Origin of the sequence: Streptomyces sp. ADMS (genome assembly GCF_033441795.1) — a bacterium.
In the GTDB taxonomy this organism is placed as follows: Bacteria; Actinomycetota; Actinomycetes; order Streptomycetales; family Streptomycetaceae; genus Streptomyces.
In genome coordinates this window covers 18,123-42,423 of sequence record NZ_JAVFVX010000070.1, presented here as the reverse complement: position 1 = coordinate 42,423, position 24,301 = coordinate 18,123, and the positions used below count along the sequence as shown (strand labels likewise).

General features: G+C 71.0%; 20 protein-coding genes and 1 pseudogene. 4 read left to right on the top strand and 17 right to left on the bottom strand.

From position 1 onward, the window contains the following. The 16 genes and pseudogenes from RB628_RS26825 to RB628_RS26750 form a co-directional block, all read right to left on the bottom strand. A pseudogene (locus RB628_RS26825) lies at positions 1-133 on the bottom strand (sulfate adenylyltransferase small subunit); the annotation flags it as partial. Further along, positions 130-666 carry an adenylyl-sulfate kinase gene (gene cysC / locus RB628_RS26820; protein WP_318323087.1) on the bottom strand — a complete coding sequence of 179 codons (537 nt, stop codon included), beginning with the start codon at positions 664-666 and terminating at the stop codon, positions 130-132. The pseudogene RB628_RS26825 and the gene cysC, both read right to left, overlap by 4 nt. Before the next feature lie 29 nt (positions 667-695). Beyond that, positions 696-1,409 carry a phosphoadenylyl-sulfate reductase gene (locus RB628_RS26815; RefSeq protein ID WP_318323084.1) on the bottom strand — a complete coding sequence of 238 codons (714 nt, stop codon included), beginning with the start codon at positions 1,407-1,409 and terminating at the stop codon, positions 696-698. Further along, a complete protein-coding gene (locus tag RB628_RS26810) occupies positions 1,406-1,717 on the bottom strand; it encodes a hypothetical protein (RefSeq protein ID WP_318323089.1) in 312 nt (103 codons plus the stop codon). Before RB628_RS26810 ends, RB628_RS26815 begins: the two co-directional genes overlap by 4 nt. Further along, on the bottom strand, positions 1,714-3,408 hold the full coding sequence (locus tag RB628_RS26805; RefSeq protein ID WP_318323083.1) for a nitrite/sulfite reductase: 1,695 nt from the start codon (positions 3,406-3,408) through the stop codon (positions 1,714-1,716). The genes RB628_RS26810 and RB628_RS26805 overlap by 4 nt, the downstream gene beginning before the upstream one ends. A gap of 146 nt (positions 3,409-3,554) precedes the next feature. Further along, positions 3,555-3,638, bottom strand: coding sequence for a putative leader peptide (locus RB628_RS26800; protein WP_309486338.1), 84 nt, complete (start codon positions 3,636-3,638; stop codon positions 3,555-3,557). A 150-nt stretch (positions 3,639-3,788) separates the two neighbouring features. Continuing rightward, a complete protein-coding gene (locus tag RB628_RS26795) occupies positions 3,789-4,361 on the bottom strand; it encodes a GNAT family N-acetyltransferase (protein ID WP_318323082.1) in 573 nt (190 codons plus the stop codon). Between the two features lie 127 nt (positions 4,362-4,488). After that, positions 4,489-5,895, bottom strand: a complete 1,407-nt coding sequence (locus RB628_RS26790) for a hypothetical protein (protein ID WP_318323081.1) — start codon at positions 5,893-5,895, stop codon at positions 4,489-4,491. Positions 5,896-6,086: 191 nt separating this feature from the next. Further along, positions 6,087-7,379: a helix-turn-helix domain-containing protein gene (locus RB628_RS26785; protein WP_318323086.1), complete on the bottom strand. Its 1,293-nt coding sequence runs from the start codon at positions 7,377-7,379 to the stop codon at positions 6,087-6,089. Positions 7,380-7,684: 305 nt separating this feature from the next. Continuing rightward, positions 7,685-9,319 carry an acyl-CoA dehydrogenase family protein gene (locus RB628_RS26780; RefSeq protein ID WP_318323080.1) on the bottom strand — a complete coding sequence of 545 codons (1,635 nt, stop codon included), beginning with the start codon at positions 9,317-9,319 and terminating at the stop codon, positions 7,685-7,687. Between the two features lie 75 nt (positions 9,320-9,394). Further along, entirely contained in the window at positions 9,395-10,390 is a 996-nt protein-coding gene (gene sbnA / locus RB628_RS26775; RefSeq protein ID WP_318323079.1) for a 2,3-diaminopropionate biosynthesis protein SbnA, read from the bottom strand. Between the two features lie 95 nt (positions 10,391-10,485). Next, positions 10,486-11,541, bottom strand: coding sequence for a 2,3-diaminopropionate biosynthesis protein SbnB (gene sbnB, locus RB628_RS26770; protein ID WP_318323078.1), 1,056 nt, complete (start codon positions 11,539-11,541; stop codon positions 10,486-10,488). Continuing rightward, positions 11,538-12,587, bottom strand: a complete 1,050-nt coding sequence (locus RB628_RS26765; protein WP_318323077.1) for a TauD/TfdA family dioxygenase — start codon at positions 12,585-12,587, stop codon at positions 11,538-11,540. Before RB628_RS26765 ends, sbnB begins: the two co-directional genes overlap by 4 nt. Positions 12,588-12,615: 28 nt before the next feature. After that, positions 12,616-14,973: a non-ribosomal peptide synthetase gene (locus RB628_RS26760; protein WP_318323076.1), complete on the bottom strand. Its 2,358-nt coding sequence runs from the start codon at positions 14,971-14,973 to the stop codon at positions 12,616-12,618. Further along, positions 14,970-17,549, bottom strand: a complete 2,580-nt coding sequence (locus RB628_RS26755) for a Pls/PosA family non-ribosomal peptide synthetase (protein WP_412180728.1) — start codon at positions 17,547-17,549, stop codon at positions 14,970-14,972. The genes RB628_RS26760 and RB628_RS26755 overlap by 4 nt, the downstream gene beginning before the upstream one ends. 31 nt (positions 17,550-17,580) lie before the next feature. Further along, on the bottom strand, positions 17,581-18,828 hold the full coding sequence (locus RB628_RS26750; protein WP_318323075.1) for a heparan-alpha-glucosaminide N-acetyltransferase domain-containing protein: 1,248 nt from the start codon (positions 18,826-18,828) through the stop codon (positions 17,581-17,583). A 645-nt stretch (positions 18,829-19,473) separates the two neighbouring features. Here RB628_RS26750 and RB628_RS26745 point away from each other — a divergent pair. After that, a complete protein-coding gene (locus RB628_RS26745; protein WP_318323074.1) occupies positions 19,474-20,628 on the top strand; it encodes a YihY/virulence factor BrkB family protein in 1,155 nt (384 codons plus the stop codon). Positions 20,629-21,586: 958 nt separating this feature from the next. Continuing rightward, positions 21,587-22,276 (top strand): helix-turn-helix transcriptional regulator, encoded by a 690-nt coding sequence (locus RB628_RS26740; protein WP_318323073.1) that lies wholly within the window; start codon positions 21,587-21,589, stop codon positions 22,274-22,276. A gap of 79 nt (positions 22,277-22,355) precedes the next feature. On the opposite strand, the gene RB628_RS26735 is transcribed toward RB628_RS26740, so the two are convergent. Next, positions 22,356-22,787, bottom strand: coding sequence for a VOC family protein (locus RB628_RS26735; protein WP_318323072.1), 432 nt, complete (start codon positions 22,785-22,787; stop codon positions 22,356-22,358). Between the two features lie 238 nt (positions 22,788-23,025). Here RB628_RS26735 and RB628_RS26730 point away from each other — a divergent pair, with 238 nt between their 5' ends. Both RB628_RS26730 and RB628_RS26725 read left to right on the top strand, forming a co-directional pair. Next, complete coding sequence (locus RB628_RS26730) at positions 23,026-23,598, top strand: RICIN domain-containing protein (protein ID WP_318323071.1); 573 nt, start codon at positions 23,026-23,028, stop codon at positions 23,596-23,598. Positions 23,599-23,634: 36 nt separating this feature from the next. Then, entirely contained in the window at positions 23,635-24,297 is a 663-nt protein-coding gene (locus RB628_RS26725) for a ThuA domain-containing protein (protein ID WP_318323070.1), read from the top strand. Positions 24,298-24,301: the final 4 nt, after the last annotated feature.

The following is a 24,301-nucleotide window of genomic DNA, read 5'->3' as shown; positions in this document are numbered from 1 at the left end:
GGATCACCGGCCGTTCGAACTCCCCCGCCACCTCACGGAAGATGTGCACGGCCTCCGACTCCAGCGCGTCCAGATGGGAGAGGGCGTACGGCACGCCGGTACCCTCCTCCACCTTGGCAACGGTCGTCGTCATGCCAGTCCCCTCTCGGTGAGCAGCGCGTGGACCGCGGCCGCGGACTCCTGGACGGTCTGGTCCTGCGACTCGATCCGCAGATCCGGCGTCTCGGGCTCCTCGTACGGGTCGTCGACCCCGGTGAGCCCGGTCAGCTCGCCCGCGGCCTGCTTGGCGTACAGACCCTTCACATCGCGTACGGAGCACACCTCGACCGGAGTCGCCACATGCACCTCGATGTACGCGGTGCCGCTCTCCTGGTGGCGCTTGCGCACGGCCTCGCGGCTGTCCGCGTAGGGCGCGATCACCGGCACCAGCGCCTTGACGCCGTTGCGGCCGAGCAGCTCGGCGAGGAAGCCGATGCGCTGTACGTTCGTGTGCCGGTCCTCGCGGCTGAAGCCGAGGCCCGCCGAGATGAACTCACGGATCTCGTCGCCGTCCAGCACCTCGACGAGGTGGCCCTCCTCGCGCAGCCGGCCGGCCAGTTCGTACGCGATGGTGGTCTTGCCGGCGCTCGGCAGACCCGTGAGCCATACGGTGGCTCCGGTCGTCACTGGTATCTCCTGGTCCTCGGGGGTCTTGGTCATGAGCCGTGCAGCCCGCACTCGGTCTTGCCGCGGCCCGCCCAGCGGCCGGCGCGCGCGTCCTCGCCCTCCAGCACCCGGCGGGTGCAGGGCGCGCAGCCGACGGACGTGTAGCCGTCCATCAGCAGCGGGTTGGTGAGTACGCCGTGTTCGGCGACGTACGCGTCCACGTCGTCCTGCGTCCAACGCGCGATCGGGGAGACCTTGACCTTCTGCCGCTTCTCGTCCCAGCCGACGACCGGGGTGTTCGACCGGGTCGGGGAGTCGTCGCGGCGCAGCCCGGTCGCCCAGGCCGCGTACCCCTTGAGACCCCGCTCCAGGGGCTCGATCTTGCGCAGCTTGCAGCACAGGTCGGGGTCGCGGTCGTGCAGCTTCGGCCCGTACTCGGCGTCCTGCTCGGCGACCGTCTGGACCGGGGTGAGGGTGAGGACACGGACGTCCATCACGGCCTCGACCGCGTCACGGGTGCCGATGGTCTCGGGGAAGTGGTAGCCGGTGTCGAGGAACACGACGGCGACGCCGGGCATGGTGCGGGAGGCGAGGTGGGCGACCACCGCGTCCTCCATGGAAGAGGTCACGCAGAAGTTCTTACCAAAGGTGGCTGTGGCCCACCTGAGAATCTCCAGCGCGGAGGCGTCCTCCAGCTCACGTCCCGCCTGCTCGGCGAGCGCCTTCAGATCGTCGGTCGTACGGTCTTCCTGAACCGCGGTCATGTTCCGTCCCCTCCGGTGTCCCGGTGCTGAAGGCTCCCCTTGTGAAGGGCGTTCGCCTCCGGAGCGCTGGAGACGTTGTCGAGCGGACGCTCGTGCTCAGCCCCTCCTTCGCCGGGGCCTCCGCGCGCCCCACCACTCGACTCCGTCGCGCTCCTCCGGCTCACGCCCCGGGCCAAAAGCCCGAGGAACTTCAACTGGAAGGCTCGATTGCAGGCTCCGCATTCCCAGGCGCCGTGGCCCTGTTCGTTCGGACGCAGGTCCTCGTCGCCGCAGTAGGGGCAGTGGAAGGGGGCGGCGCGCTCGCTCACGACAGCGACTCCTCGCCGGCCCGCGCGGCCCACGTGGCGAACCGCTCGCCGTCCTCGCGCTCCGCCTGGAAGTTCTTCAGCACACGCTCGACGTAGTCCGGCAGCTCGTCCGACGTCACCTTCAGACCACGGACCTTGCGGCCGAAACCGGCCTCCAGCCCGAGGGCGCCGCCCAGGTGCACCTGGAAGCCCTCGACCTGCTCGCCGGCGTCGTTCAGGACCAGCTGGCCCTTGAGACCGATGTCCGCGACCTGGATACGGGCGCAGGCGTTCGGGCAGCCGTTGATGTTGATGGTGACCGGCTCGTCGAACTCCGGGATACGGCGCTCCAGTTCGTCGATCAGGGAGGCACCGCGCGCCTTCGTCTCGACGATCGCCAGCTTGCAGTACTCGATGCCGGTGCAGGCCATCGTGCCGCGCCGGAAGGGGGAGGGCCTGACGCTCAGGTCGAGCGCCTCCAGGCCCTCGACCAGCGAGGCGACCCGGCCTTCCTCCACGTCGAGCACGATCATCTTCTGCTCGGCGGTGGTACGGAGGCGGCCCGAGCCGTGCGCCTCGGCCAGCTCGGCGATCTTCGTGAGGATCGTGCCGTCCACACGGCCCACGCGCGGGGCGAAACCGACGTAGAAGCGGCCGTCCTTCTGGCGGTGCACACCGACGTGGTCGCGCCAGCGCTCGACGGGCTGGGCCGGGGCCGGGCCGTCGGTCAGCCTGCGCTTGAGGTAGTCGTCCTCCAGGACCTGGCGGAACTTCTCCACGCCCCAGTCGGCGACCAGGAACTTCAGGCGGGCGCGGGTGCGCAGCCGCCGGTAGCCGTGGTCGCGGAAGATCGAGATGACGCCCTCGTAGACGTCCGGGACCTCGTCCAGCGGGACCCAGGCGCCCAGGCGCTGGCCGATCTTCGGGTTGGTGGAGAGGCCGCCGCCGACCCAGACGTCGAAACCGGGGCCGTGCTCGGGGTGCTCCACGCCGACGAACGCGACGTCGTTGATCTCGTGCGCCACGTCGAGCAGGGGCGAGCCGGAGATCGCGGACTTGAACTTGCGGGGCAGGTTGGAGAAGTCCTTGTTGCCGATGATCCGGCGCTGGATCACGTCGATGGCGGGCGAGCCGTCGATGATCTCGTCCTCGGCGATCCCGGCGACCGGCGAACCGAGGATGACGCGGGGTGTGTCACCGCAGGCCTCGGTGGTGGACAGGCCGACCGCTTCGAGACGCTCCCAGATCGCCGGCACGTCCTCGATGCGGATCCAGTGGTACTGGACGTTCTGCCGGTCCGTGAGGTCGGCCGTGCCGCGCGCGAACTCCTGCGAGATCTCGCCGATCACCCGAAGCTGTTCGGTGGTGAGCCGGCCGCCGTCGATCCGGACGCGCAGCATGAAGTACTCGTCGTCCAGCTCCTCCGGCTCCAGGATCGCGGTCTTGCCGCCATCGATCCCGGGCTTGCGCTGCGTGTACAGGCCCCACCAGCGCATCCGGCCGCGCAGATCGTTGGGGTCGATCGAGTCGAAGCCCCGCTTGGAGTAGATCGTCTCAATGCGTGTCCGCACATTGAGACCGTCGTCGTCCTTCTTGAACTGCTCGTTGCCGTTGAGCGGGGTGAAGTGTCCCGCGGCCCACTGACCCTCACCACGGTGACGGCTCACCTTGCGGCGGGGCGCGGCGGCAGGGTTCTGCGGGGTGGCGGCCATGTTTTTTGGTCCTTCGGGACAGGCGGAAAGCTGCTCTTACCTGCGCGCACGGGCGCATGGTCAGACTGGCGCGGCTCTGCGCAGGCTGAGGCAAAGGGAGGGGGGCGGTGCTGAGCCCGTGGCCGGAGGCCACGTTGGATGCAGCGTCAGCTCGCCGGACAGATGGCGCTGGACATGCGGCCGAGGTCGACGTGCCGCCGACTCACCAAGGCAATCCCAGTTCCAGACATGACGGAAGCGTGTCACGGCGATCTGGACACAGTCCAGCATTGTCCGTCATGCGGACACCCTTGTCTCGCACGGTGAGACGCGGGTGTCGTCGGTCACATAGCGGGGTCACAGCAGGCCGAATGCTTGCCGGCCGGCCGTCTCCGGGCAGGTCAGATTGCGTGCGCCCCCGGCCAGGGGCCGGGGGCGGGCACCTCCGTCTCCTCCTCGACCTTGGTGTCGAAGAGGGCGAAGCCCCGGCGCAGATAGTTGTCCATCGCGTGCTCCCCGTCCTTGCTGCACGTATGCAGCCAGACCCGCTTCGTGGGCGCCAGGCCCGGCCACCGCTCCCCGAGATCCCAGGCGCGGGCGGTCCCGTACGACAGCAGGTGCCCGCCGATCCGCCGGCCCCGGAAGCCGGGGATCAGCCCGAAATAGGCGATCTCCACGACCCCGTCGTCCTGGGGGTCGAACTCCACGTACCCGGCCGGAGTGCCCCGGTCGTAGGCGACCCAGGTCTCCACGCCCGGCCGCTCCAGATACTCCTGCCACCGCGCGTACGTCCAGCTCAGCCGGTCGGTCCAGCGGATGTCGCCGCCGACCGAGGCGTACAGGAAGCGGCTGAACTCCGGCGAGGGCACTTCGGCGCGGACGATTCCGACGTCCCCGTCGGGGACCTGGGCGGGCAGCAGGTCGGTTTGCGCGGTCTGTTCCAGGGACCAGGTGGTCACGGCGATGTTGCTCATGGGGATCAGGGAATCATGGTTCGATTCGCCGCGGGCCCGGTGAGGGCTGGTCGCGCGGTCCCCGCGCCCCTGAAAGGGGCGCGGCTGTGCGCCGGGATCCACCAGCGCCGTCCGGCTCGTGTGGGCGTTATCTCAGGGAACCGGTGATCGACGACAGGGGTACGGCGTACAGGACCCGCTCGGGGATCGCCTCCCCGTGCCAGCCCGACCGTTCGTCCGCCGCCCGCTCCGTCAGTGACCAGACCTCGCCGGTGCCCTCCCAGTAGGAGAGCGACTCGGCGTGCTCGCCCCAGCAGCGCCGGGACTCGTCGTCGGAGCCGCAGCGGGCCGCCTTCGCGCCCTCGGAGTCCAGTCGCCACAGGGTGCCGTGCCGGTCCTTGGCGCCGGGGGCGTGACCGACGTACCAGTCCGCCTTCTCCTCGCCCGCCGAGCGGTGCGAGAGCACGCCCTGTATGCCGGTGGCCTTCGTCGAATACGCCTCGACCGCGTTCACACGGCCCAGGACGTTGGCGGCGAGGAGGCCGGAACGGTCGGCCGCGCCGCTGAACGAGTAGCGCCACAGCCGGGAGCGCTGATCGGCGCCGGCCGGGAACCACTCGCTCGCGACCAGGCTGTCGGGCGTGGAACTGCGGTCCAGGGAGAGCGAACCGAAACAGGGGGTGAGGTCGTCAGCCGTCGGGTCGCACGCGCCGCCGGTCAGGCTGTACGAGGCGACGGCGGGCATGACGTACCCGTATCCGTGCGCCGACCAGCCGCCGGGCACCCGGCCGACCGCCGGGCTGTCGACCGAGGCGCGCTGGATGCGGTTCATGTCGTAGACGTACAGGGACCGGTGGTCGGAGTCCGTGGCCGAGGCGGTGACCAGCAGCTTGTCCTGGTACCAGACCATGCCGGAGATCGACGAGGAGAGCTTGCGGTAGTCCGAACCGTCCTCGGTCGGGACGACCAGGAGCACCCAGCGGTACGTCAGCCTGCTCAGGTCGTTCGCGTCGATGACGGCGACCCGGGCGAGACCTCGGGAGACCTCGGGCTCGCCCGGTTTGGCGTCGTTGTGCGTCCAGCCGGAGAGGATCACACGGTTGGCGCCCCAGTGGCCGTCCTCGTCCGCGTCGCCGGAAGTGGTGACGGACTGCGGCAGCCAGCGCTGACTGGCCGCGTCGGCGTCGTCCCAGCAGTACGCGCGGGTGGCGGCCGGGGCGACCGGCAGCGCCTCCGCCTCGGTGGAGGCACACCCGGCCGCGTTGCGCATAGTGCGGTTGGTGTGCTCGAGGACGCTGCTCACACCCACCGTGCCGCCCATGGAGGTGGCCAGCCGGTCGAGGGAGGCCTTGGCGACCAGGTGTTCTTTGAGCTGGAAGTCCTTCAGTTCGGCGGCGGACGTGACGGACTTCAGGGGCCCCGGGTTGTCGCTGCTCACGGCCTGGGAGACGCTGACGATGGTGGCCGCCGCGGTGAGGGCGAGAGCGGTTCCGGCGAGGACGCCGCGCAGCGCTCTGCCCCTCCTCTGCCTGCGGTGTCTGCCGCGATGTTTCATTCATCCTCCCGAGGCAGGCCAACTGTGGCTCGCGGTCCGTGCGTTGCAACCGGGGACGCAGTGTGGGGGGCCGTGGGAAGGATGGTACGTCAGGGGGCACCGGGCCCGGTCGAATACCCAGGAATCCGTGCACCTGTGTTGACATCGGGGGCCGTTCGGGTGTGTTTTCTCACCCCGGCGTCACGGCCGGGTCACTGTGCGTCGCCCGGTGCCGCCCGTCCCTCGGCGCTCCGCCCCCGTGCCACGGCAGGCGCCGTCGAGTGGGGCAGCAGATCGCGGGGGTCGTCGGGGAGGAGGACGGCCACCTCCACGTCCTCGCTGAAGCGGTACGGGCGGTGGTCGAGAAACGCCCCGAGATACCGCCGTATCCGCGACATCTCCGCGCGTACGGTCACCGTGCGGGCCGGGTCGCCGAACACGTCGTCGGCCAGGCCCGCCGCGCTGCGGCCGACGGGGTGCGCGGCCAGGAGGTAGAGCAACTCGGCGTGCCGGGGACTCAGTTCGTGGGTCCAGGAACCCGCCGGACCCGACACCGTCACCGACCAGCGGCGCGGCCGGCCCAGGTCCAGCACGATCCGGGTGGCGCCGCGGGGCTCGGGCTCGGCGGCCGCGCGGATCAGCCAGCCACCGGCCAGCGGCTCCACCGCGCACAGTCCCAGCGCCGGCAGCCAACGGCGGCCCGGGGACAGCACCTTGGGCAGGGCGACGCGGTTCGTGTACGGCAGGCCGGTGACCGCGGCGGTCCAGCCGTCCCGGTCCACCGCCAGGGCCCGCCCCCCGAGCCGCGCCAGCACCGGCGCCGCCGCCGCGCGCAGCCGCTCCAGCGAGTGATGGTGCCGCTCCCGCAGCCGCGCCTCGGCGAGTTTGGCGACCGAGTCGACCCAGGCGAGCGTGGTCGGGTGCACGGTCTCCAACGGCCCGCTGACATCGACCACGCCGATCAGCCTGCCGTCGCGCGGGTCGGTGATCGGGGCACCGGTGCACGTCCAGGTGGCGAGCGACCGTACGAAGTGCTCGGAGGCGAAGACCTGCACGGGACGCCGGGCGACCACCGGGGTGCCCACGCCGTTGGTGCCGACGACATTCTCGGCCCAGTCGGCGCCGGGTTCGAACCCGAACGTGTCGGCCCTGCGCAGCACCGGCGTACAGCCCTCGCGCCACAGCACCCTGCCCTCCTCGTCCGCGACGACCATGATGTGCTGGGTGACGTCCGCGACCGACAACAGACCCTGCCGCAGCACCGGGAGGACATGCCGCAGCCGGGAGGACTCACGCCGCCGCTCCAGCTCCTCGGGGGTCAGCAGCCCGGCCCGGAAGTCGTGTTCGGGGTCGACGCCGCTGCGCAGCATGCGCTCCCAGGACTGGTCGATCACGGGGCGCGGCGCGAGGCGCGGTCGCTGTCCGGTGAGGCGGGCCGCGCGTACGTCGCTGAGCAGCCGCGCCGCCTGCGCCGCGTCACGGGCGGCGAGTTGCGTCACATCCATCGGCGGGTTCGCCACTGGGTCCTCCCGTACAAGGGCGCGGCCAACCGGTTGCCGTGCCGTGGGGCGACGCTGCCCGCGCCCCGTATTGACAGCTTGTCTCATGGTGGCGCCCCGCGGCGCCGGAGCGGCCCAGTCCGCACACATACGCCAACAAGTTGCAACCCCCTGCAACCCTGGTGAACGGCCCTGCGGTGCCTGAAACTTGGGCGACGCCGCCGCGCGGCGTCCGTGCTCCCGATACATGCGGGGCCAGTGCGCGGGGGTGGTGCCGTGTCGGCGCAGCACCACCCTCGCCACACGCGGGGCTATGCCACCGGCCGCGCCCGCTCCACCACGGACGCGAGATCCAGGGTGTGCGGGAGGGTGCCGAAGGCGTTGCCCCAGTCGCCGCCCAGGCGTGAGGCGCAGAACGCGTCGGCGGTCTCCGGGGGCGCGAAGCGGACCAGCAGCGAGCCCTGGAGCACCAGTGCGATCCGCTCCACCAGCCGCCGTGCCCGGCCCTCGATGCCGTCCAGGTCGGCGAGTTCGGCCAGCAGGTCCTTGATGGCGCCGTCCAGGCGGTGGTCCGCGCCGCGTGCCTTCCCGACCTCCTGGAGAAACGCGTTGAGGGCGGCGGGCTCCCGCTGGATCGCCCGCAGCACATCCAGCGCCTGCACGTTCCCGGCGCCCTCCCAGACCGAGTTGAGCGGCGACTCGCGCAGCAGCCGGGGCATGCCCGACTCCTCGACATAGCCGTTGCCGCCCAGGCACTCGGACGCCTCCACCACCAGAGGGGTGCAGCGCTTGGTCACCCAGTACTTGGCGGCAGGCAACGCGAGCCGCAGAAAGGCCCGTTCCTGCTCGCCGTCGTCGTCACAGGCGGCGGCCAGCCGCAGCGCGAGCGTCGTCGCCGCCTCCGACTCCAGGGCCAGATCGGCCAGTACGTTCCGCATCAGCGGCTTGTCGGTCAGCTTCCCGCCGAAGGCCTCGCGGTAGGTGCAGTGGTGTACGGCCTGGGCGACGGCCTGTCGCATCAGCGCGGCCGCGCCGAGCACACAGTCGAGCCGGGTCGCCGAGACCATCTCGATGATGGTGCGCACCCCGCGCCCCTCGTCCCCGACCCGGCGCGCCCACGTCCCGTCGAACTCGACCTCGCCGGACGCGTTGGACCGGTTGCCCAGCTTGTCCTTGAGCCGCTGGATGCGGAACTGGTTGCGCGTGCCGTCCGCGAGGACGCGGGGCAGCAGGAAGCAGGTCACCCCGCCGGGGGCCTGCGCCAGAACCAGGAAACCGTCGGACATGGGGGCCGAACAGAACCACTTGTGGCCCGTCAGCTCGTACGTCCCGTCCTCGGCGAGCGGCCTCGCGACGGTCGTGTTGGCCCGTACGTCGCTGCCGCCCTGTTTCTCCGTCATGCCCATCCCGAAGAGCACGCCGGCCTTCCGGTCCGCCGGGCCGAGCTCCTCCTCGTAGACGGTGGACGTCAGCCGGGGCTCCCACTCGGCGGCGAGTGCCGGGTCGGTGCGCAGCGCGGGCACCGCCGCGTGGGTCATGGACAGCGGGCAGCCGTGGCCCGCCTCGGCCTGCGTCCAGACCACGAATCCCGCGGCCCGCCGCACATGTCCGCCGGGTCGCGTCCAGGCCGCTGTCAGCCCGGCCGAGACGCCCTTGCCGAGCAGCCGGTGATAGGCCGGGTGGAACTCCACCTCGTCGATCCGGTTGCCGTACCGGTCGTGCGTCCGCAGCTTCGGAGGGTTCTCGTTGGCGAGCGCCCCCCATTCCTGCACCTGCGCGGAACCGGCGGACTTCCCGAGACCGGAGAGGTCCCCCCGGGCCTCGTCCAGGAGTCCGGGATCCAGGTGCCGCTCGACGGCCGCCACCAGGGCCTTGTCGGCGGTGAACACGTCATATCCGACCAGGGGCGGCGCCTGGTTGGTCACGGTGTGGGTGCTGGCTGCCATACGAAGAACGTACCCCCCAGTACGGTGTGCTCACCGGATTCCCCCGCAGCACAGCACCCGTGCCCGGACCGCCGCTCAGGCCGGCCGGGAGAGTGCCGCCAGTTCGTCGGAGGCCAGGGACGTCATGTCCTGGGTGTCCTGAAGGGTCTCCAGCCAGCCCGGCCGGTACACCGTGTCGAGGTAGCGCTCGCCGAGGTCCGGTGCGATCGCCACCGCCGTGAGGTCACGTCCGTCGTGCCGGGCCAGCCACTGTGTCGCCCCGCTGATCACCGTGCCCGTGGACCCGCCGAAGAGGAAGCCCCGGGAGGCCAGCCGGCGGCAGACGCGTACCGCGTCCGGTTCCTCGACGCGGATCACCTCGTCGATGTACGACTCGTCGAGCAGCTGCGGCCGTACGCTCGTGCCCAGGCCCGGGATCATCCGGGGTCCCGGCGGCCCCCCGAAGGTGACCGAACCGACGCTGTCCACGGCGACGATCCGCACCCGCCGGTGCCACTGCCAGAACCAGCGCGCGCAGCCCATCAGCGTCCCGGTGGTGCCCGCCCCGACGAAGAGGACGTCCAGGCCCGGGAACCGGCGGGCGATCGCCGGTGCCGTCGTGCGGTAGTGCGCCCGCCAGTTCCCGTCGTTGGCGTACTGGTTGAGCCATACGTACCGCTCGTCGGAGGCGCACAGCGCCCGGACGTAGCCGATCCGGGCGCCAAGGAAACCGCCGTGCAGGTCGGGCCTGTCGATGATGTGCACCCGGCTGCCCAGCGCCTCCATCAGGCGGATCGCCTGCGCGTTGCAGCGTGAGTCCGTCACGCACAGGAAACGGTAGCCCCGGCTGGCCGCGAGCACACTGAGCGCGACGCCCAGGTTGCCCGACGAGGACTCCACGAGAACGGATCCCGGCCGCAGCCTGCCGCCCCGCTCGGCGGCCGTCACCATTTCGCAGGCGGCCTTCATCTTGATCGAACCGGCGAAGTTGAAGCCCTCGCACTTCAGGAAGAGGGGGAGCCCCACGGTGGCCCGCAGGTCGACGTAGAGCTCATCCTCGTTGAAGTCCGATGGTTGGGAAATGACTGGCATGTTGTCCCCCTGTGTGCGGCGTGTCCGTCCTCGGCACGCCTGATCCGTGGCACGGCACCCGGTGAAGGGCGCCGCGACTGTCCCCCCTGAACGGGTCAGCCGTGCCGGCGCAGTTCGTGGAAGAACCCGTCGACGACACGCAGTTCGCCGCGGCGGGTCACCTCGTCGTGGACGAACCTGCCGACGGCGAGGTCGAGCACTCCGAGGCCGAAGGGCGAGAACACCACCGGCCGGTCCACCGGGACCCTGGTGCGTCCGGTGAGTACGTCGTCCAGCGTGCCGTCGATGAACTCCCGGCCGCCGGTGAGCTGTTCGGCCAGGTGCGGAGAGGTCTCCGCCTTCAGACAGTGCTCGACGTCGTCGACGTAGTTCGCCGAGGCGAGCAGGATCTCGGGCGCGAGGTCGCGCAGCGAGACGTGCAGGACGAGCGGATGGTGGTCGAACCACGACACGTCGTGGATGTGCGGTTTCGCGGCGACGGTGGCGAAGACCAGCAAGTCGCTCGCGCGGACGAGCTGTTCGGCGCTGTCGTGCACGGTGACCTTGCCGCCGGCGTCCGACCTCTCCAGGTAGTCCCGGAAGCCGGCCGCGCTGTCGGCGGACAGGTCGTACACGCCCGTCTCGTCGAACTCCCAGCCGGTGGCGGCCAGATAGGTGTGGATGTAGCGGGCGATGAGCCCGGTCCCGACGAATCCCACGCGAGTGGGCCGGGTCCGCCCCTGGCTCAGCCGGCCGGCGGCCAGCGCGGCCGAGGCCGCCGTGCGGGAGGCGCTGATGATCGAGCTCTCCAGACAGGCGAACGGATAGCCCGTGTCGTGGTCGTTGAGGATCAGCACGGCCGACGCCCGCGGAATCCCGCCCGCCACGTTCTCCGGGAAACTGGAGACCCACTTCAGCCCGTCCACGCGCACGTCCCCGCCGATCGAGGCGGGCAGCGCGATGATCCGCGACGACGGACGGTCCGGGAACCGCAGGAAGTACGAGGGCGGGTTCACCGAGTCCCCGTCCCCGTGCAGCCGGTACACCGCCTCCACCAGGTCGACGACGTCCGACTCCCGCCCCTGGAGAGCCTGTTGGACCTGTTCGCCGGAGACGACCGCGAACGGCGGGACGGTGACCTGGGTGGGGGTCTGCGAGTTGGCCGTGGTCATGAGGCTGTCCCTTCGAAGGAACCGGCAAGGCCGGTGGTGTCGGCGGAGTCGGTGCGGCGAACCGGGTCGGCCAGGGCGGCCAGGACCTCGCGCGGTCCCTCGAAGGGCTCCCGGCTGTGTGCCGTACGGATGTTGTCGACGAGCAGCAGATCGCCGCCGCGCCACGGCTCGCGCACGGTGGGCGCCTCGTACACCTCGTTGAGGATCTGGACGACGTCCTCGCTGATCGGATCGCCGTTGCCGTAAAGGGTGTTGAAAGGGAGACCGTCGGCGCCGTACACGTCGACCAGGTACTCGTGGACCTCCGGGTCCATCGTCCACTCGTTGAGGAACGCGATCTGGTTGAACCAACAGCGGTGGCCGGTGACCGGGTGGCGCAGAACGGCGCTGCGGCGCTGGCGGGTACGCAGGGAGCCGTCCAGCTCCCAGACGAACTCGATGGCGTGAGCGCGGCAGTAGCGCTCGACGGAGGCCCGGTCGGAGGTGCCGAAGGCCTCGGCGACCGTCGCGCCTATCTCGTCGTTGAACGTACGGGTGAGCAACCAGCCCTCCTTCTCGAAGCGCTGGACGAGTTCGACGGGGAGCGCTTCGAGTACGGCCGCGGAGTCGGCCACCCCGGTCGCACCGCCCTCGGCGGGCGCTTCGAGGCAGGCGAACATCAGCAGGCTTGGGAACTCCAGCGCGTAGCTCAGCTCGTGGTGCATGCACATCGGCTGGTTGGGCGGCCACTTGGAGGACGAGTACACACCGTCGGCGTACCGCCGCCGGGGCGCGAATGCCTCCTGGTCGCTCATCAGGCCGTCGGCCAGCCGTCGCAGGACGGCGCCGGTCGTGGCGGGCTCGTGCAGGCCGAGGCCGCGCACCAGCAGCGAACCGTGCTCGGCGACGGCGGCCCGCAGCGCGTCCCGGTGGGCGCCCGCCCACTCCGCCGGGTCGGTGACGGGCGGGGTGCGCAGGGTCGGCGGCCGGCCGGGGAGCAGCTCGATGCCGGGAAGTACGGCCTGGGGCACGTGAGCTGACGTCGAAGGAGTGGATGAGAGTGCCATGGTGTCGTTCCTTTCGGTGCGGCCGTCGTCAGGCTGTGGCGGCCGGTGCGTCGAGCAGCTCGGCCAGGTCCGCGAGGACCGGGTGACGGACGACGTCCTTGAGGGCGATCGCACGGTCCAGGGCGATCACGAGCCGGACCGCCGACAGCGAGGTGCCGCCGCGGTCGAAGAAGTGGTCCAGGCGCCCGATCCGGTCGACCGGAACGCCGAGCACCTCGGCCCAGGCGCCCGCCAGTCGCCGTTCGCCGGCCGTCTCCGGCCTCCCCACGCCGTCCTCCTCCGCCGTGCAGTCGAGTTCCTCCGCGAGCGCGATGAGCGTCCTGCGGTCGGTCTTGCCGTTGGCAGTGAGCGGCAGCCGCTCCCGCCAGTGCACGGCCGCCGGGACCATGTACGCGGGCAGCGCCTGCGCCAACCGCTCCTGTACGCCGACGACTTCGGCGCCGGTGCAGAACGCCACCAGCCGCGCGCCCCGCACGACCACCACGGCGCCGCCCCGGACCCCGGGCACCCGCAGCAGCGCGCTCTCGATCTCGCCGATCTCGATGCGGAAGCCCCGGAGCTTCACCTGGGTGTCCCGGCGCCCGAGGAACTCCAGCCTGCCGTCGGGCAGCCAGCGCCCGTGGTCACCGCTGCGGTAGAGCCGCTCGCCGGGCCGGTACGGGTCCGCTGTGAAGGCCGCCGCCGTGCGCTCGGGGTCGTTGACGTACCCGCGCCCGACACACACCCCGGAGAACACGATCTCCCCGGGTGCCCCGAGCGGCACGGGCGCGAGATGCCCGTCGACGACATACACGCGTACGTTGCGCACGGGCCGGCCGAGCGGAACGCGGGGCCCGTCCGGCACCCGGTCCATCACCTCGTGGTTGGTGTCGTCCGAAGTCTCGGTCAGCCCGTAGGCGTTGGCGACCCTGATACCGGGCTGGGCGGCGAACCAGCGCTGCACCAGCTCCCGCTTCACCGCCTCCCCGGTGACCGACACACAGTGCAGACCGGGGAGTTCGCGGGGCCGCTGCTCCAACTCCGACAGCACGGCTTCGAGATACGACGGCACGACCTGGAGGACATTGACCCCGCCCCGCACGATCGTGTCCACGAACCGGGGCACGTCCAGGATCACGTCCTGCCCGACCAGCAGAGTCCGGCCGCCGACCAGCAGAGCGGACACCAGCTGCCACAGGGAGATGTCGAAGCACTGGGGAGCGGTCTGCGCGACCACCTGCCCCTCGCCGACGCCCAGGTCCTCCAGCTTGGCGAGGACGTGGTTGACGAAGCCCGAGTGCTCGCACATCGCGCCCTTGGGTTCCCCGGTCGACCCGGAAGTGAAGTAGATGTAGGCCAGCTGGTCCGCGCCGACGTCCACACCGAGGTCGTCGTCCGCGTGACCCTGCGCCGCGATCTCGTCGGCGTACAGCCTCGGTACGTCCGTCCCCGTCCCGTCCAGCGTGGTGGTGCTGCCGTGTTCGGTGACGACGAACGCGCACTCGGCGCGGGTGAGGATGGCGGCGATGCGCTCGGCCGGGAAATGCGGCTCGACCGGCAGATAGACACCGCCCGCCTTGAGCACCCCGAGTACGGCGGCCATCCAGCCGAGGTTGCGCTCGGTGACCACGGCGACGACACCCTCACGGGTCAGCCCGCGGGCCAGCAGCGCCCGACCGAGCTGGTTCGCCCGGGAGTTGAGCTCCCGGTACGTCCACTCCGTCCCGTCCTGCACGGCCGCGACCGCGTCCGGGTGCTTCCCTACCCGCTCCTCGAACAGCTCGTGCACCCGCCGGTCCGGGAGTTCACGTTCGGGGCCCGCCAGCTCGTTCAGCTGAAAGGCGAGTTCGGCGCCGGACAGCAGGCTCTGCCGCTCGTGGTCGGCGTCCGGGTCGGCGGTCATCAGGGAGAGCGCGGTGAGGTGGTAGCCGGCGATCCGGGCGGCCGCGCCGGTGTCGAGGACATCGGTGCGGTGACGCAGTCGCAGGGTGCGCTCGCCGACGCTCAGGTGCAACACGGCGCTCTCGGCGCCGCTGACACCGTCGTCCGCGGGGTCGCCGCCGTGCGGGTCGAGCACGGTCTCGTACGGCGGCCGGTCCGCGTCGCCCACCTCGGCGGCGAGGTCCGTCAGCGCCAGCAGCTCCCGCCAGGAGCCGGGGCCCACCACCATCCGGCGGGGCACGGGCCGTTCGCCCTTCACCGCCACGTACCCGGTGGTGACCTCCCGCTCACCGGAGAGCGCGGCGAGGACCTTGGCGTGCGCGGCGAGCAGCGCGGACTCGAAGGAGGCCGACCTCAGCAGGGCGGTGTCGAGCGGGACTTCGTACTCGGCGAACACCGAGTGACGGCCGATCTCCGGGTCCTCGCCCGGGACCGGGCCGGGTGTCCAGCGTGGAATCGTGTTCATCGTTCTGCCCCCGTCGATATCTGTGTGGTCCGACCGGGCTGTGCGAGCCGGCCGGTCTGTGTGGCCGGTGCGGACCGGGTGGTCCGGGCGATCTGGTCGCTGCGCAGGGCCACCGCCGGGTTGCCGCCCCACCGCGCCCGGCAGGGCACGTCCTCGCCCTTCATCAGGAAGGAGTCCGGGGCGAGTTGGGAGCCGTCGCCCATCGACACGCCGTAGTGGACGAGCGCGCCGGTGCCGATCGTGACTCCCGCGCCGACGACGATGTGGTCGGACTTGAAGGTGCCGTCCTCCTGCGAGTGGGCCTGGAGCGTGCTGCGCGGGCCGAGGGTGCAGTCGTCACCGATCGTCGTGAGGGTGCGTTCGGTGATGACGGCCCCGTCGTCGAAGACCCGGCGCCCGATCCGCACTCCCAGCAGCCGCCAGGCCAGGTTCTTGAACGGCGTCCCGCTGAGCACGAGGAGGTAGGCGGCGGGCACCTTCCACAGCCGCTCCTGCCACCAGAAGTGCGGCTCGTAGATGGAGCACAACCGCGGTTCCAACGGCCGGAAGCGGGTCATGAGCCGCTCGACAAGCACGTAGTACCCGGCGGTGAGCACCAGCCCGAGAATCAGGGACGCGCCGACCAGCGCGCCGGCGGCGATGCCGTGTGTGCCGTGCACGGCGACGGCCGCGAAGCCGAGCACCGTGATGAGGAGGGAGTGCAGCCAGCGCACGAACAGGAACAGGCCCATCGTGCGCAGGTTGTAGCGGTTCTTCGCGGCGAGCCGGCGGTGGAACTCGTCGCCCTCGCGCAGATGGTCGAAGCTGCTGTCGCGCTCCACCGACCGCGGGATCTCGAACGACGGTGAGCCCAACAGGCCGACGTTCTCCCGGAGCTCGCCGTCGAGCGGCACCATCACCTTGGTCGCCAGCAGGACGTTCTCCCCGGTGCGGCCGCCGGACGGGTAGGCGATGTGGTTGCCGAGGAAGCTGTGCGGCCCGATCGCCGCCCGCGAGACGCGGAACGACGTACCGGAGTAGTCGGCGTTGAGGACGGACAGCCCGTCGGCGACCATCGTGCCCCGGCCGACGGACACCAGGTAGGGGGTCTCCTGCCGTACCTCCACGCCGAAGTTGGAGCCGGTCTGCTCGACGTGCGAGAGGTCGTAGCCGATGGCCCGCAGATAGTGGACGACGTACGAGCTGTCGCCGCACAGCCACAGGAAGAACTTCAGGTTGGTCATACGTGTGATGGCCCGCTGAGCCCCGTAGTGCAGGCCGTACAGCGGATAGACCCTGTCCGGCCGGATCACCATGTTCAGCAGCCGGGGGACCAGGGACACGCTCACGCCTCCGGTGACGATCACGGCGGCGAACAGCGCGAGGGACGCGCCCAGGGCCTCGGCGTAGAAGCGGATCGAGGTCATGTCGGCCACGTCCGGGTCGAACAGCGCCTCCAGCCGGGGCGCCAGGCCGAAAAGCAGATAGCCGCCACCGACCGCCAAGGGAACGTAGAGCAGGAGGAGCTGGAGGAGGCTGGCGAGACCGTAGGCCGCCCTGCGGGCGGTGGAGCAACGGGCCGCGGGGACCCGTACGTAGTCCACGTCCGTGGGCTGGGCGGGCGAGCCGTGCCAGCGTCGGCCCGCCGGCACCGCCTGGCCCTCGAACAGCGCCGAGGAGTGGCCGAGCTGGGCCCCGTCGCCGATCGACGTGCCGATGTCGAGAACGGTCTTCTCGCCGACGTACACGTCCCTGCCCAGGGTGACCGGGCCGGTCTGGATACGTCCGCCCACCGCCCGGTAGCAGAGGAAGAACGAGTCCTTGCGGATCACCGTGCCCGCGCCGACGGTGAGCAGGTCGGTGCAGAGCGGGAAAGCCGGCGAGAGGATCGTGACGCCCCTGCCGATCCGTGCGCCGAGCGCCCGCAGATAGAGCACGTACAGCGGGTTACCGGCGAACAGGCGCATCGGGTTGGCGTTCAGCAGTGCCCTGACCGTCCAGAAGCGCAGATAGGCGAGGCCCCAGACGGGGAACTCGGTCGCCTTCCACCGGCCGACCAGTACCCACTTGGCGACCACCGGCAGCGCGCACATCCCGGCGAAGGCCGCGCCGCCGAAGACCACAGACCGCAGATAGACGTCAACGGTCCCCGAACCGGCGTTGATCCACTCGTAGCCCTCGACGGTGACGAGTCCGGCGAGAAAGCAGTACGTGACGAAGACCAGCAACTGCGCGGCCCCGCACAGGACATACCGCCAGGTGCTGCCGGGCACCGGGGCCGCGGCCGGCGGCGCGACCGGGGCCCCGGCCGGGGCCCCGGCCGGGGCGCCGCCGAGTGCCGCCGCCAGACTCCGGATCGTCGGACTGCCGTACACGTCCTTCATAGACACCGACGGCAGATCGTCCCGCTTCCTGACCCGGGCACAGAAGTGCGCCATGACCAGGGAGTTGGCCCCCAGATCGTCGAAGAAGTGGCTGTCCACCGGAACGTGGTCCGTCTTCACGACGCCGGCGAGCACCTCCGCGAGGATCCGCTCGGTGTCTCCCCCCGCGCCGGGTGTCTGCCCGGTCGGACCGGTCGGCGGTATGGGCGCCAACTCGATCGGTTTTCCCCCCACAATGAGCTCCTTAGCGGTGCTGGTCCTGGCTTTCGGTTCGTTCGGATCGTTGGACCTGCGGACCGGCCTGGGTCCCCTGTTCCCGGCCCTGCGCCCGGTCTTGCTCCTGTTTCCGCGCCAGCGCCCTGGCCTTCCGTGCCGCCCCCGCGACCAGGGCTTCGAGGGGCCCCTGGCCCCTGGCGAGCCGCCAGCCGGCCGCGAAGAGCAGCGAGCCCGCGACCAGCGCGGCGTACTGCAGGTCGGGGGAGCCGTTCAGGGTGCCGGTGGCGAGGAACAGGACATGGGCGGTGTAGAGGGTCAGCGGCATGCTTCCGGCAGCCGCCAGCGGGACCAGCGCGCGCCGCGCCACGGTGATCCGGGTCAGCAGCAGGACCGCCGACAGCAGGGCCGTGGCCGCGCCGAGGGTGTGCAGCATGTCGAACGGCGAGGTGGAGTGCGGCGCGCGGGACAGCATCGACCACCAGGTCTCGCCGTCCGGGGTGTCCCACAGGACCGCGTCGCGGGCGTGCGGCCCGGTCGCGTCATGGAACTCGTTCTGTTGCAGTCGCTCCAGACCGCCCCAGCGAAACAGCAGCAGCGAGCAGGCCAGCCAGGCGGTGGCGGCCAGCGCCAGCCCGGCGGTCAGCAGCCGGGTCGCGGTGCGCCGGTCGAGCAGGTCGAGCCGCCCGATGGCGAGACCGGCACAGAGGTACGCCGTCCACGCCAGGACCGGATAGCCGCCGTGGACGAGAAGGCCGCCCAGGAGACCGGCCGGGTCGGTGACGACGTCCTGAAGCGTCGGATCACCCTCGAAGGCGGGTTCGGGCAGCGTCCCCCGGAGCAGGTGGACGAGGAACGGCGCGAGCACTCCCAGAGCGAGGGCGACGCAGGCCAGCGTCCGTGCCCGCAGGGCCGGCAGGGGCAGCGCGAGCAGGAACAACAGGGCGTAGAAGACGAGGATGACATCGACGTCCAGGCCGGCGGCGTTGGAGGCGTAGCCCAGCAGCAGCCCGATCAGACCCACGGACAGCGCCCGGGCGGTGACCGCGGCGAGGGAGCCGCGGTCGACGCGGGGCGTACGGCCGCCGGTGGTGAGGGCCAGGCCGACACCGGCCACCAGCGCGAAGGTCGCCGAGGACCGGCCGCCCGCCAACTGCCAGGCCACCGTGGGCGAATCGTCCGGCTCGAACGCTCCGAAAACATGCACGGAGAACATCCCGACCAGCGCGAGGCCACGGGCCACGTCAACACCGGCGATACGCGGTGCGCATAAAGGCATGGGTCGCTCCGTAAATCGGCACGATGGATTTCGCCTCCGCGGTGCAGCTGTGGACGGGAGTGACAGTTGACGCGATAGGGGAAACGGAGTGTGGGACGGATTGATGTACGAGCGGAAGTTTTCGATGAGCGCGGCGTGCGGCACGGATTCGATCCCCAGGTTTTCCTGCGGATCACGGGCAAACGCGGTTCCATCGGGCTTGGTCGTGGCCCGGATGCCCCCGTGTCGTGTTACTTCGCACTCCCCTGGGCGGGTGTGCCCCGGAGAATGCAATCCGAATTGTTTCGACCCGGTTATGAACGGGTCAAGGTCGACCGGCGTAATGTCGCTTTCCTGTTACAGAGTCACGACTTTTCGTACGGATTACGGCCGCCTGTTCCCCTGCTCCACCAGGAAGCTTTCCGCAGGGCAGGTGTAATTACCCGGCGGTATTCCGTTTAAGGGCGCCCGAATATGGCCGCCAAGGGCATGACAGAAATAGTATTCGATTTCTCTGCCGAATCGTTCCTCCCGGTTTCCGCTGGGTTTCTCGTCGTTTTCTCCTGCGTCACGGGAACGGAGGGGAGGGAGCGGCGCACGGGCGCTGCGCCGTGACCGGGGCACCGGAGGGTGAGGGGGGCACCGCCCGCCCGATACCGTTAGGGCGTGCAGGCAGCAAGTGAACTTCCCGAGAGCCCCAGCGGCCGACTCCACCGTGCGCGCGTCCTCTACCGGAACGTCTCCAAGCGCAGGACCGCATGGCTGTTGCTCAAGGACACCGTCAACTCGTGCATCGAGTACCGGATCCTGGGTCTGGCGGCGGAGGCGGCGTTCTTCACGCTCCTGTCCGTGCCGCCGCTGCTGCTGAGCCTGATCGGGCTGCTCGGTTACGTCGACGACTGGACCGGCACCGACACCATCACCAGCCTGGAGACCAACCTCCTGGAGGCGTCCCGCACGGTCCTGTCCGACAAGGGTGTCACCGAGATCGCCCGGCCGATCCTGGACGACGTGATGAATGGCGGCCGGCCCGACGTCATCTCCATAGGGTTCCTGTTCGCCCTCTGGTCCGGCTCGCGTGCGGTGAACGTCTTCATCGACACCATCACCGTGATGTACGGCCTCGACGGCGTCCGCGGCATCGTCAAGACCCGGCTCGTCGCCTTCGTGCTGTTCGTCGTGGCGCTGCTGATCGGGTCGGTCGCGCTGCCCCTGATGGTGGCGGGCCCGGACGCGGTACTCAACATCCTGCCGTGGTCGGAGACGCTCGTGCAGATCCTGTACTGGCCCGTCGTCATCCTGCTGTCCATCGTCTTCCTGACGACGCTGTTCCATGTGTCGGTCCCGGTGCGCTCGCCGTGGATCGAGGACGTCCCGGGCGCGCTGATGGCCCTCGGGATGTGGGTGCTCGGCAGCTTCCTGCTGCGCATCTACCTGACCAAGACGATCGAGGGCGCCACGATCTACGGATCGCTCGCCGCGGCCGTCGCCGTCCTTCTGTGGGTCGGGGTGTCCGCGTTCGCGGTGCTCGTCGGGGCCGCCGTCAACGCGGCGATCGACCGCGTCTGGCCGGCCGCCGCCACCGCCGCCGCGCGCGCCGCCAACGAACGGATCCGCGAGGAGGAGGCCGCCGAGTACGTCGCCCGCATGACCGCCGTCCGCTACCACGATGCCGACGACGACCCCGACGACTGCGACATGCCCTCCGAGTTCCCGGAACGCTGGTCGCGCTTCCTGCCCCCTGAGGACGTGACGTCACGTCTGCGGGCCCATGTGAAGAGCGCACCCAAGCCGGGAGAGGGCCCGCCCTCCGGCAAGTGACGGAGCGACGGGCCGCTGTTGTGCGTCTGCACTTCACGGTCACGTCCTCCCCACCGCTGCCGCCGCCTTCTCCCGTACGACGTCGGAGGATTCGCGCGCCTCGCGACCGGGAACCCCACGAACACCGTCCGTCACGCGGGAGGTGCGGTCACGTGCGAGTAGCCGCTCCGAGGACCGACACCAGCAACGCGGCCTCCTCCGAGGGTGATGCTCATGGTGCGGGGCGATGCCTGGATCACCCCGGATGCGAGGGCCCTGCCGGGCGCCGGGTGCCGCTACCCCGACGGCCGCTCGCTGGGCGGCGTGATGGACCTGGGCGTACGTATCAGGGGCGACCGCCTCGACGGCTCGGCCGGTGCCGCTGATCGGCACGTATCTCATACGGGGCGAGACCGGCGGCCGGTCGCGCTGGACGCGTTGCCGCGCTCCTGTCGCTCACCTCGAACGTGTGGCCGTGCCCGCTGGCACCGCTGCTCATGCGGGAGGCGGGAGGCGGGAGGCGGGACGCGGTGATCCGGTCCAGGAAGTGGTCCTGGACCGCCTGCTCGACCCGTGCCTGCCGGCCCTCGCGGCTCTGAGGGCCTGGTTCCCACGTCCGGAGGGGCGGCGCCGGCCTGGTACGGGGCGTCGGCGGACCCCGGTCGTGGGCCGCGTACCGCACCTGGTCCAGGAGGTCTCCGCCCACGCCTCGCCGCCGGCTTCGCCGGGACCAGGGCCGGGGTGTCCCGGGCCGCACCGGTCCGCCGCTGTACGGACCTGGCGGGCGAACCCCCGATGACCCACCTCGCCCGTCGGCGCCCGGCCCTGGCCGCCGCCCGCCTGCGCGACACGGGCCACCCGTCGGCCACGGCAAAGCGGGCGCTCTCCCCAGCGCATGTATTCGAACATCACATTCGACGCCAGCCCGTAGGGACACCTGGCCCCGCGACCGGGATGACGGGCGGCGTAGCCTTTCCACGTGTACGAGGAACGGCCCTCCCGACTGCCGGGCGCCGTGGTGTGGACGAACACCCCGGCCGGGCCCGGCCCACGGCCCGTACTGCCCGACGGCTGCATGGACCTGCTGTGGTGCGAGGGCCGGCTGCTGGTCGCCGGACCCGACACCCGCCCGTACGTCCCCGAAGGCGCCCCCGCGCACTGGGCGGGCGTCCGCTTCCTGCCCGGCACGGCGCCGGCCCTGCTGGGCGTACCCGCGTACGAACTCCGGGACCGGCGCGTCGAGTTGGCCGACCTGTGGGGAGTCGCCGAGGTGGGACGCCTGAGGGCACGCGTCGGCGCGGCGCCCGATCCGGCGACGGCACTCGAAGAACTGGCACTGCGACGGGCGGCGCACACGGACCCGCCCGATCCACTGCTCGGCGGCCTGGTGACGGCCCTGCGGGCGGGCCGCCCGGTCGCCCGTACTGCCGACGAACTGGGCCTGAGCGCACGCCAGTTGCACCGCCGCTCCCTGTCCGCCTTCGGCTACGGCCCCAAGACCCTGGCGCGCATCCTCCGCCTCCAGCGCGCCCTGGCCCTGGCGCGAAAGGGGGTGCCCTTCGCGGAGACGGCGGCGCGTGCGGGGTACGCGGACCAGGCTCACCTTGCGCGTGACGTACGGGAGTTGGCAGGGATGCCGCTGGGGCGACTGGTGGGCGGCGGGGCCTGAAGTGCCCTGAGGAGGCGCGGGGCTGTGACGTCTCGCGGTTCTGCCGCGTGGGCGAGACCAGCTCCCACCGGTCCGCCAGTCACTGAGCCTCCGGCGGAGCGCTGGGCGCGAACAGGTCGACACCGTTGCCGTCCGGGTCGAGCACACACGCGTACCGCTGTCCCCATACGGCGTCCCACGGCTTCAGCTCGCTCCGATGCCCGGCGCCCACCAACTCCTCGTACAGGGCGTCGACTTCCGCGGCCGAGCCGCACAGTACGGCCAGCCCGATCCGCCCGCCCCCGGTCGGTGGCTGCCAGCCGGGGTGGAAGGACCGGACGGTGTCCTCGGTGTCGAGCATCAGCCGCAGCCCGCCCGGCAGTTCGGCCTCGACGTGCGGCTGCCGCTCGGCCCCCTCGGGGAAGTCGAGCCCGAGCTGGCGGTAGAAGGCGACGGAGGCGGCGAGGTCGGCCGTGACGATGCCGATGGCGTCGAACCGGGGAGTGGGGCGGGGGGTCGGTTGTGAGGTCATACGGCCACGTTAGGCGCGACGCCGGTGACCGGTCTTGAAGGAATCGGACGCGAGGCGTCCTCGGTCCCACCCCGGTTGCGGGCCCGGGGGAGGGCGCCAATAGTGGGAGGGACAGCTGCACCTTGATCGGTGGCCAGAGCCCCTCGCCCGGAGCCGGCCCGGTCTCCCGACCGCGGCAGCCCACCGCCCCACACCCCTCCGCAGACCTCTCTCCCCTTGCCAAGTGAGGAGTGCTGCCATGCGCAAGCACACCCGGGCACACCGTCTTGTGACGGCATCGACGGTCCTGGTCGCCGGCGGCGTCCTGCTGCTGCCCACTCCCACGATCGCCCAGCCGGAGAAAACGGGCTCCCAGAGCTCCGCAGCAGTGATCTCGGGAGCCGCCTTCCAGATCAAGAACCCGCAGACCGGCAAGTGCATGACGGTCGCGGGCGGGCGTTCGACCGAGAACAACGTCCGGCTCGTCCAGTTCACCTGTGACACGGACCCCTCGCGCCGCTGGAGGCTCACCAACGGGGATGACAACTCCTACCAGCTCGTCAACGCGCAGACGCGCAAGTGCGCGACGGTCGCGGGCGGGCGCTCCACCGAGAACAACGTCGAACTGGTCCAGTTCACCTGCGACTCGGATCCCTCGCGCCGCTGGAGCCTCGTCAACTGGGACGGCAGTTCCTACGAACTCGTCAACGACCAGACGGGCAAGTGCGCGACGGTCGCCGGTGGCCGTTCCACCGACAACAACGTCACCCTGGTGCAGTTCGACTGCGACGGGGACCGTTCCCGCACCTGGAACCTGAACCTGGCGGGCTGACGGCGAGAACACGCCCTCGGAACAGGGTGGGTGCCCATGACACCGAGACTCCTCGTCCACACCCGCACCACCGGCTTCCGGCACGACTCGATCCCGGCCGCCGTGGCCGCCGTTCGCACACTCGGAGACTTCGACGTGGACCACACCGAGGACCCCGAGGCCTTCGAGCGAACCCTGGACGGGTACGCGGCCGTCGTGTTCCTCTCCACCAGCGGAGAGGTACTGACACCCGCCGGGCGCGAGCTGCTCGCCGCGTACGTCGAGGCGGACGGCGGGTTCGTCGGCGTACACGCGGCGGCCTGCACGGAGTGCGACTGGCCGTACTACGGTGAGTTGCTCGGCGCCCGGTTCGCGCAGCACCCGGCGTATCAGCCAGCCAAGGCCGTGATCGAGGACCGCGAACACCCCGCGACCGCGCACCTGCCCGCCGTCTGGCACTTCACCGACGAGTGGTACGACTTCCGCAGCAACCCGAGAGACACGGCCCACGTACTGGTCTCCGCGGACGAGTCCTCGTACGAGGGCGGCGGAATGGCCGACGACCACCCCCTGGCGTGGTGCAGGGAGCAAGGCGCCGGCCGGGTCTTCTGCACGTCCTTCGGTCACGCCTCGGAGGCGTACGACGACCCGGACTTCCGAGCCCACCTGCGAGGCGGGATCACCTGGGCGACGGGCGTCGGCCGAGCGGGCCCCTTTTAGGGGC

Excerpts from the sequence above, each read along its gene's own strand:
- RB628_RS26815 (WP_318323084.1), bottom strand. The coding sequence starts at position 1,409 with ATGACCGCGGTTCAGGAAGACCGTACGACCGACGATCTGAAGGCGCTC.
- RB628_RS26805 (WP_318323083.1), bottom strand. The coding sequence starts at position 3,408 with ATGGCCGCCACCCCGCAGAACCCTGCCGCCGCGCCCCGCCGCAAGGTG.
- RB628_RS26800 (WP_309486338.1), bottom strand. The coding sequence starts at position 3,638 with ATGTCTGGAACTGGGATTGCCTTGGTGAGTCGGCGGCACGTCGACCTC.
- RB628_RS26795 (WP_318323082.1), bottom strand. The coding sequence starts at position 4,361 with ATGAGCAACATCGCCGTGACCACCTGGTCCCTGGAACAGACCGCGCAA.
- RB628_RS26790 (WP_318323081.1), bottom strand. The coding sequence starts at position 5,895 with ATGAAACATCGCGGCAGACACCGCAGGCAGAGGAGGGGCAGAGCGCTG.
- RB628_RS26785 (WP_318323086.1), bottom strand. The coding sequence starts at position 7,379 with ATGGATGTGACGCAACTCGCCGCCCGTGACGCGGCGCAGGCGGCGCGG.
- RB628_RS26780 (WP_318323080.1), bottom strand. The coding sequence starts at position 9,319 with ATGGCAGCCAGCACCCACACCGTGACCAACCAGGCGCCGCCCCTGGTC.
- sbnA (WP_318323079.1), bottom strand. The coding sequence starts at position 10,390 with ATGCCAGTCATTTCCCAACCATCGGACTTCAACGAGGATGAGCTCTAC.
- sbnB (WP_318323078.1), bottom strand. The coding sequence starts at position 11,541 with ATGACCACGGCCAACTCGCAGACCCCCACCCAGGTCACCGTCCCGCCG.
- RB628_RS26765 (WP_318323077.1), bottom strand. The coding sequence starts at position 12,587 with ATGGCACTCTCATCCACTCCTTCGACGTCAGCTCACGTGCCCCAGGCC.
- RB628_RS26760 (WP_318323076.1), bottom strand. The coding sequence starts at position 14,973 with ATGAACACGATTCCACGCTGGACACCCGGCCCGGTCCCGGGCGAGGAC.
- RB628_RS26750 (WP_318323075.1), bottom strand. The coding sequence starts at position 18,828 with ATGCCTTTATGCGCACCGCGTATCGCCGGTGTTGACGTGGCCCGTGGC.
- RB628_RS26735 (WP_318323072.1), bottom strand. The coding sequence starts at position 22,787 with ATGACCTCACAACCGACCCCCCGCCCCACTCCCCGGTTCGACGCCATC.
- RB628_RS26730 (WP_318323071.1), top strand. The coding sequence starts at position 23,026 with ATGCGCAAGCACACCCGGGCACACCGTCTTGTGACGGCATCGACGGTC.
- RB628_RS26725 (WP_318323070.1), top strand. The coding sequence starts at position 23,635 with ATGACACCGAGACTCCTCGTCCACACCCGCACCACCGGCTTCCGGCAC.